General features: G+C 64.3%; 2 pseudogenes. One reads left to right on the forward strand and one right to left on the reverse strand.

Annotation, left to right across the window (positions count from 1 at the left end):
• Positions 1-549 (reverse strand): annotated as a pseudogene (locus ACFWF3_RS36205) (cytochrome P450); the annotation flags it as partial.
• 333 nt (positions 550-882) lie between these two features.
• On the opposite strand from ACFWF3_RS36205, the pseudogene ACFWF3_RS36210 reads away from it, so the two are divergent.
• Positions 883-1,295: pseudogene (locus ACFWF3_RS36210) on the forward strand (cytochrome P450); the annotation flags it as partial.

Consider the following 1,295-nt stretch of genomic DNA (forward strand, 5'->3'; position numbering starts at 1 on the left):
CTCCTTCAGTTCCTTGGACGCCTGCAGCGCCCTGGGGACATTGCCCGCGTAGCTGATGATCGCCACGGCGGCGTCCCGGAAGAAGGGCAGGTCGTCGGCCGGTAGCCCGAGCAGGCGGGCGATGACCCGGGTGGGGAACTCGAAGGTGAAGTCGCGGACCAGGTCCGCGCGTCCCTCGTCGATGAATTCGTCGATGAGTTCGTCACAGATCGGGCGTACCACCTCGGGTTCCCACACGGCCAGCGACTGCGGTTTGAAGGCCGCCGACACCAGGTTGCGGTGGGCGCGGTGCGGTGCCCCGTTCATCGCCAGGATGGTGGGGCCCATGAACACGCCGATCGTCGCGTCGTAGAGCTGGGTGCTGAACACCGTGTTGTTGCGCAAGACCTTGTTCACCGCGGACCACGACATCACGGCGTAGGTATCGGTGGGGCGCAGTTCCTTCGGGGTTCTGGAGTAGTCCATCACCGTCCCGTGGAATACGCCGCCCACGCGCCGCCGCGCGGCGAAGAAGGGGTAGGGATCGTGGGGATCGGGAACGTCCCCCATCGTCTCTGCTCGGTCCTCAACTGGGCTGTTCACAGCTCACCTCTGGCTTCGTCACACCGTACGAGTATTGGGAGTAATACTTACTGTAAGGCATACAGTATCTGACCGGCATCCGGGTCGGCAATGCGACTGCCGAGGTGAGGGCCTCGAACGCGGGGCGGCGGGCGGCGAGGGTACCGCACCGATCGAGCGCTCCGTAGCAGTTACAGAAAGCTTGACAGTAAGGGTAACTATAAATCAGTCTTGTGGGCGAGACAACGCCGTCGACGCGGGTGCGTGCGAGGTGGTGGTTGCTGGGTTGCCAGCTCGGAACGGGAAAAGGTGCTGATAGTGATGCCGATCGTTGATGAGGCCGCGAACGTACTGGCGGATCCCTCCGCCTACGCCGACGAGCCGCGTTTGCATGCCGCGTTGGCCGCGCTGCGGGCGGACAAGCCGGTGGCGCGCGTGGAAGTGGCCGGATACAAACCGTTTTGGGCGATCACCAAGCACGCCGACGTGATGGCGGTCGAGCGGGCGAACAGTCAGTTCACGAACTGGCCGCGCCCTGTGTTGATGACGGCGGAGTCCGACGAGATGCAAGCCGCGATCGGGATCCGGACGCTGATCCATATGGATGATCCGCAGCATCGGGTGGTGCGGGCGATCGCGGCGGAGTGGTTCGGTCCGAAGGCGATGAAGGCGATGGGTGAGCGGATCGAGGAGCTCGCGAAACGCTACGTGGATCGGATGCGGGACACAGGGGG

This window comes from Nocardia sp. NPDC060220, from assembly GCF_042727815.1.
In the GTDB taxonomy this organism is placed as follows: Bacteria; Actinomycetota; Actinomycetes; order Mycobacteriales; family Mycobacteriaceae; genus Nocardia.